The sequence below is a fragment of the Pseudomonas sp. GM55 genome (assembly GCF_000282395.1).
Lineage (GTDB): Bacteria > Pseudomonadota > Gammaproteobacteria > Pseudomonadales > Pseudomonadaceae > Aquipseudomonas > Aquipseudomonas fluorescens_CC.
This window is the reverse complement of record NZ_AKJJ01000136.1, coordinates 1-5,996: the sequence shown is the minus strand read 5'-3', so window position 1 is coordinate 5,996 and position 5,996 is coordinate 1. Positions and strand designations below refer to the sequence as shown.

The following is a 5,996-nucleotide window of genomic DNA, read 5'->3' as shown; positions in this document are numbered from 1 at the left end:
CGCCGCGGGGTGTCAGGCTTCCAGCATTATCGTTCACGCCCATCGCGAGCATGCTCGCTCCTACAAGTTTGTCGGCCCTGGGTGGGGTAAGTTGAATCGTAGACAGCAAAACGCCCCGGCATCCGAAAATGGCGGGGCGTTTCGTGGTGTTTTTTCTGGCCTCTTCGCGGGCAAGCCCGCTCCCACAGATTCAGCGTGAACCCTGTGGGAGCCTGCTCGCGATGGGGGTACCTCGGTATCAGGCCGAGTGCCGCACCATGTCCACATGCGGAATCCCGGCTTCCAGGAACTCCTCACTGACCATGTTGAAGCCCAGGCGCTCATAGAACGCCGTGGCTTGCACTTGAGCGCTGAGCATCTGCTGCTTCAGGCCGCGCTTTTCGGCTTCGCCAATCACCGCTTGCATCAGCGCGTCGCCGACTTTCAGGCCGCGCCAGTCCTTGAGCACCGACACTCGGCCGATGTGGCCATCGGGCAGCAAGCGGGCTGTGCCAATCGGAAAGTCGCCTTCGAACGCGAGGAAATGCACGGCGGTTGCATCGTCGGCATCCCATTCCAGTTCGGGTGGAACTGACTGTTCGGCGACGAACACCGTTTCACGAATGCGCCGGATCTCGGCGTTGTCCTTCTGCCAGTCTGCGACACGTACGTGAATCTTATTCATCGGCAAACCCCAGGCTTCCTTGCTTGACCAGTTCACACAGCAGGCCGCGGCCGTCTTCATCGCTCAGCCATTCGCCGAGGTTGTCGGCGTGCAGTGCGTCGGCGGCGCAGATCATCTTCAGCAGTTCGCGCAGCTTGCCCGGCAGATAACGGCTCTGGCCGCTGGCGAACAGCAGCAGGTCGTCGTCGACTTCGGACCACGCCAGGCGCGCGCTTGGGTTGCGAATCAGGATCGCGCCTTGCTCCAGTTCGTTCATGACGTCGTCTTCTTCGACGTCTTCCGGGCCCACCACCAGTTCCGGGTAGCGTGGCTCGGTCATGAACTGGCCGAACCAGGTCAGCAGCAGGCGCTCGTCGCTCATGTGTTCGGCCAGCAGGCCTTTCAAGCGGTCGAGTGCGTCGCGCTGGATCTGGTGAGGGTCGGCTGTCGGTACGGCGTCGGCGTCGGTGTAGCGTTCTTCGTCCGACAGGAACTGGCTGAGGAAGTCGGTGAAGTGGGTCAGCACTTCAGCGGCGCTCGGCGCGCGGAAGCCGACCGAGTAGGTCATGCATTCATCAACGGCAACGCCGCAATGGGCCAGGCGTGGCGGCAGGTAGAGCATGTCGCCCGGTTCCAGCACCCATTCGTCGGTGGCTTCGAAGTCGGCGAGGATGCGCAGGTCGGCGTGGGCCAGCAGCGGGCTTTCGGTGTTGCACATCTGGCCGATCTTCCAGTTGCGCTTGCCGTGGCCTTGCAGCAGGAACACGTCGTAGTTGTCGAAGTGCGGACCCACGCTGCCACCCGGCGCTGCGTAGCTGATCATCACGTCGTCGATGCGCCAGCTCGGCAGAAAACGGAAGTTTTCCAGCAGTTCGCTGACTTCCGGCACGAATTGATCCACGGCCTGCACCAGCAGGGTCCATTCGCGCTCCGGCAATTTGCTGAATTCGTCTTCGGCGAACGGACCGCGACGCAATTCCCAGGGGCGCTCGCCGTGCTCGATGATCAGGCGCGATTCGACTTCTTCTTCCAGCGCCAGGCCGGCCAATTCGTCGGCGTCGATCGGGCTTTCGAAGTCAGGAATCGCCTGGCGGATCAACAGCGGCTTTTTCTGCCAGTAGTCGCGCAGGAATTCCCGTGCCGTGATGCCGCCCAGAAGTTGAAGAGGAGTATCAGGATTCATGTGTAACCTATTGAAAAAATGCACTTTTCAGACGGGAATAAAAACGCCCGGCGCGGCCGGGCGTCTTAAAAGGGTCTAGCGGTCGATCAGATGCGTTTGGCTTGTGCTACAGCGTTGCCGATGTAGTTGGCCGGGGTGAGCAGTTTCAGCTCAGCCTTGGCTGCGGCCGGCATGTCCAGGCCGTCGATGAAAGTCTGCAGCGCTTCAGGGCTGATGCCCTTGCCGCGGGTCAGTTCTTTCAGCTTTTCATACGGGTTTTCGATGTTGTAGCGACGCATCACGGTCTGGATCGGCTCGGCCAATACTTCCCAGCAAGCGTCCAGGTCAGCGGCAATCTTCTGCTCGTTGAGCTCCAGTTTGCTGATGCCTTTGAGGCTGGCTTCGTAAGCGATCACGCTGTGGGCGAAGCCGACACCGAGGTTGCGCAGCACGGTGGAGTCGGTCAGGTCGCGCTGCCAGCGGGAGATCGGCAGCTTGCTCGCCAGGTGCTGGAACAGTGCGTTGGCGATGCCCAGGTTGCCTTCGGAGTTTTCGAAGTCGATCGGGTTGACCTTGTGCGGCATGGTCGACGAACCGATTTCGCCAGCGATGGTGCGCTGTTTGAAATAACCCAGGGAGATGTAGCCCCAGATGTCGCGGTCGAAGTCGATCAGGATGGTGTTGAAGCGTGCGATCGCGTCGAACAGCTCGGCAATGTAGTCGTGCGGTTCGATCTGCGTGGTATACGGGTTGAAGCCCAGGCCCAGCTCGTCTTCGATGAAGGCGCGGGCGTTGGCTTCCCAGTCGATCTCAGGGTAGGCCGACAGGTGTGCGTTGTAGTTGCCGACAGCGCCGTTGATCTTGCCCAGCAGCGGAACGGCAGCGACTTGGGCGATCTGACGCTCCAGGCGGTAAACCACGTTCGCCAGTTCTTTGCCCAGGGTGGTCGGCGAGGCCGGCTGACCGTGGGTGCGCGACAGCATTGGCACGTCGGCGAAACGGATCGCCAGTTCGCGGATGGCGTTGGCGGTCTGGCGCATCAGCGGCAGCATCACGTCATCACGACCTTCACGCAGCATCAGGGCGTGGGACAGGTTGTTGATGTCCTCGCTGGTGCAGGCAAAGTGGATGAACTCACTGACCTTGGCCAGTTCCGGCAGCTTGGCCGCTTGCTCTTTGAGCAGGTATTCGATGGCTTTGACGTCGTGGTTGGTGGTGCGCTCGATCTCTTTGACGCGCTCGGCGTGCTCCAGAGAGAAGTTTTCCGCCAGGGTGTTGAGCACAGCGTTGGCTTCGGCGGAGAACGCCGGCACTTCGCTGATGGCAGGGTGAGCGGCCAGGCGCTGGAGCCAGCGCACTTCAACCAGGACGCGGGCACGGATCAGGCCGTACTCGCTGAAAATTGGGCGCAGGGCCTGGGTTTTGCCGGCGTAGCGGCCGTCAACAGGGGAAACCGCAGTGAGCGAAGAGAGCTGCATGGGGTGTTCTCGGACAGTCGGGCAACGAAATGGGGCGCGTATCATACATGAAAAAATCCGCCGGTCCGTCGCCAACTGACCGGCGTATTACGCGTATTGCTAAGTTCGGTTCTGTCGATGCGGGTTATTCGTTACGCATCAATGGGTAAAGCTCTTTCAGCAATTTGCGGCGGCTGATCACCAGCTGCCAGCGATGACCGCCCAACTGCCGCCACAGGCGCGCCGAACGAATGCCGGCCAGCAGCAGGGCGCGAATTTTCGAGGCGTTGCTCGGTTGTTGCAGGTTGCGCATGTCGCCGTGCACCTGGATGCGTTGGCGCAGGGTGCTCAGGGTGTCCTGATACAGCGCGCCGCACGCGGCGATCACGTTTTCGTGCGCCGGGCCGAAGTGTTCGACCTGGGACTGAATCTGCGGCAGGCGTTTGCCGATCACGTCGAGCATGTCGTCGCGCTTTGCCAGCTGGCGCTCAAGACCGAGCATGGCCAGGGCGTAGCGCAGTGGCTCACGCTGCAGGGCGCTTGGGTCGCGTTCGAGGGCGCCGATCAGGGCGCGATAACCTTCCCGCAGGTTGATGTCATCGCCGCCATAGACTTCCAGGGTGTCCTTGGGGTCGCGAATCAGCAGGCTGCCGAGCATGCAGGTCAGGCCGGCCTCGTTGGTCTGGCCGGTCTTGGCAATCCTGTCCACCAGCACGGCGGCGAGAAACACGCCGCCCAGTGCTGTCAATTGCTCCTGGATGGGGCTCATTGTTGCTCGCCTTTAACAGTGTCCTTGCTGCTCCATGGCTCCGCCACTTCAATCACGCCGCCGCCGAGGCAGACTTCACCGTCGTAGAACACCACGGACTGGCCCGGAGTGACCGCGCGTTGCGGGTCATCGAAGGTTGCGCGATAACCCGTGGCGGTCTTTTCCAGGATGCAGGGCTGGTCGCCCTGGCGATAACGGACCTTGGCGGTCAGCCTGCGCGGCTGGCTCAGATCGATCGGGTTGACCCAATAGATATCGGAAGCGAGCAGGGCGCGGGAGAACAGCCATGGGTGATCGTTGCCCTGGCCGACGATCAGCTCGTTGTGTTCCAGGTCCTTGATCAGCACGTACCACGGCTCATCGCTGGCATCTTTCAGCCCGCCAATGCCCAGGCCCTGGCGCTGGCCGATGGTGTGATACATCAGGCCGTGGTGACGGCCGATGATTTCGCCTTCGGTGGTCTTGATCTCGCCCGGTTGCGCCGGCAGGTACTGCTTGAGGAAGTCGCTGAAACGGCGCTCGCCGATAAAGCAGATCCCGGTGGAATCCTTTTTCTTCGCGGTCGCCAGCTCGTATTTCTCGGCGATGGCGCGCACTTGCGGTTTTTCCAATTCACCGACCGGGAACAGGGTCTTGGCGATCTGTTCGCCGCCGACGGCGTGCAGGAAGTAGCTCTGGTCCTTGTTCGGGTCCAGGCCCTTGAGCAGTTCGGTGCGGCCATCGATGTCGCGGCGACGCACGTAGTGACCAGTGGCGATCAGGTCGGCGCCGAGCATCATGGCGTAGTCGAGGAACGCCTTGAACTTGATTTCGCGGTTGCACAGGATGTCCGGGTTCGGCGTGCGTCCGGCCTTGTATTCGGCCAGGAAATGCTCGAACACGTTGTCCCAGTACTCGGCGGCGAAGTTGGCGGTGTGCAGCTTGATGCCAATCTTGTCGCACACGGCCTGGGCGTCCGCCAGGTCATCCATGGCGGTGCAGTATTCCGTTCCATCGTCTTCTTCCCAGTTCTTCATGAACAGGCCTTCCACCTCATAGCCCTGCTCGATCAGCAGGAGGGCGGAAACGGAAGAGTCCACGCCGCCGGACATGCCGACAATGACGCGCTTCTTTTGTGTGTCAGAAGGGGCTGGATCACGCATAGGGATTCAATGAGTGTCTTGAAAAAGGACGCGATTCTAACAGGCTCAGGCCCGCAAGGCTAAAGAGAAGGACGGATCAATTCGAGGCCGAAGTGTTGGCCTGCCAGATAGTCGTCGATGCAGCGGATAATCAGCTCGCTGCGCCAGTTGTCGCGTTGCTCGATTAATTCCTCGCGGGTCAACCACTTGGCGCCGACGATGCCGTCATCCAGTTGATAGTCCGCGTGGTGTTTCAGTGGTTTGGCGATGAAGCAGACCCGTTGGTAGGTCACGCCGTTGCTCGGGGCGGTGTAGAGGTAAATGCCCAGTACGCCGGTGGGTTCGACATCCCAGCCGGTTTCCTCAAGGGTTTCGCGGATGGCTGCTTCGGTCAGGGTTTCGTTCGGGTCCAGATGGCCGGCGGGCTGGTTGAGCACCGTTCGTCCGTGTTTGGATTCTTCGACCATCAGGAAGCGGCCGTTGTCTTCGACGATGGTGGCGACGGTGATGTGGGGTTGCCAATCCATGAAATGCCCTCAATTTTGAATGTTGAAACACAATCTTTGTAGGAGCCGGCTTGCTGGCGATTGCGGTGGCTCAGTCACAAATATGATGAATGATAAACCGCTATCGCCAGCAAGCCGGCTCCTACAGGGTTGGCGCGCGGATAGATTGTGGAAGCCACAAACACAAACCCCGGCACAGGGCCGGGGTTTGTGATGTTCCCTTACAACCTTAAACCAGCGCAGCAACTGCCGCGTTGAAGGTTGCGCTTGGGCGCATGGCCTTGCTGATCAACTCGGCGTCTGCGTGGTAGTAACCGCCGATGTCCACTGGCTTTTCC

Annotated in this window: 7 protein-coding genes; all 7 read right to left on the bottom strand. The window is 60.7% G+C overall.

What is annotated here, in order from left to right:
* Window positions 1-238: 238 nt before the first annotated feature.
* A complete protein-coding gene (locus tag PMI31_RS25750; RefSeq protein ID WP_043302658.1) occupies window positions 239-664 on the bottom strand; it encodes a GNAT family N-acetyltransferase in 426 nt (141 codons plus the stop codon).
* Window positions 657-1,826: a ribosomal protein uL16 3-hydroxylase gene (locus tag PMI31_RS25745; protein WP_008022398.1), complete on the bottom strand. Its 1,170-nt coding sequence runs from the start codon at window positions 1,824-1,826 to the stop codon at window positions 657-659. The genes PMI31_RS25750 and PMI31_RS25745 overlap by 8 nt, the downstream gene beginning before the upstream one ends.
* An 86-nt stretch (window positions 1,827-1,912) precedes the next feature.
* Entirely contained in the window at window positions 1,913-3,283 is a 1,371-nt protein-coding gene (gene purB / locus PMI31_RS25740) for an adenylosuccinate lyase (RefSeq protein WP_007940861.1), read from the bottom strand.
* A gap of 124 nt (window positions 3,284-3,407) precedes the next feature.
* Entirely contained in the window at window positions 3,408-4,031 is a 624-nt protein-coding gene (gene hflD / locus PMI31_RS25735) for a high frequency lysogenization protein HflD (protein ID WP_008022397.1), read from the bottom strand.
* Window positions 4,028-5,173, bottom strand: a complete 1,146-nt coding sequence (gene mnmA / locus PMI31_RS25730; RefSeq protein WP_008022395.1) for a tRNA 2-thiouridine(34) synthase MnmA — start codon at window positions 5,171-5,173, stop codon at window positions 4,028-4,030. Before mnmA ends, hflD begins: the two co-directional genes overlap by 4 nt.
* A gap of 59 nt (window positions 5,174-5,232) precedes the next feature.
* Window positions 5,233-5,679: an NUDIX hydrolase gene (locus PMI31_RS25725; RefSeq protein WP_008022392.1), complete on the bottom strand. Its 447-nt coding sequence runs from the start codon at window positions 5,677-5,679 to the stop codon at window positions 5,233-5,235.
* Between the two features lie 208 nt (window positions 5,680-5,887).
* Window positions 5,888-5,996: NADP-dependent isocitrate dehydrogenase (locus PMI31_RS31990; protein WP_007972082.1), on the bottom strand; the 109-nt coding region annotated here is incomplete at its 5' end.